The 208-nt window shown below is 46.6% G+C and carries 1 rRNA gene; it reads left to right on the top strand.

Annotated features, from left to right (window positions below):
* Window positions 1–208, top strand: a 23S ribosomal RNA gene (locus IQO02_RS20065); the annotation flags it as partial.

Genomic DNA, 208 nt, shown 5'->3' with positions numbered 1-208 from the left:
GGCAGTCAGAGGCGATGAAAGGCGTAATAACTTGCGATAAGCCCAGATTAGGTAGTAATAACCTTTTGAGTCTGGGATTCCTGAATGGGGAAACCCACGTGCATAAGCACGTATCCTGTTGTGAATACATAGCAACAGGAGGCAAACCGGGGGAACTGAAACATCTAAGTACCCCGAGGAAGAGAAATCAACCGAGATTCCGAAAGTA

This window comes from Vibrio sp. OPT24 (assembly GCF_015163545.1).
GTDB classification, from domain to species: Bacteria; Pseudomonadota; Gammaproteobacteria; order Enterobacterales; family Vibrionaceae; genus Vibrio; species Vibrio cyclitrophicus.
Note: the sequence above shows the minus strand (reverse complement) of the source record. Positions and strands in the feature narration are given on the sequence as shown.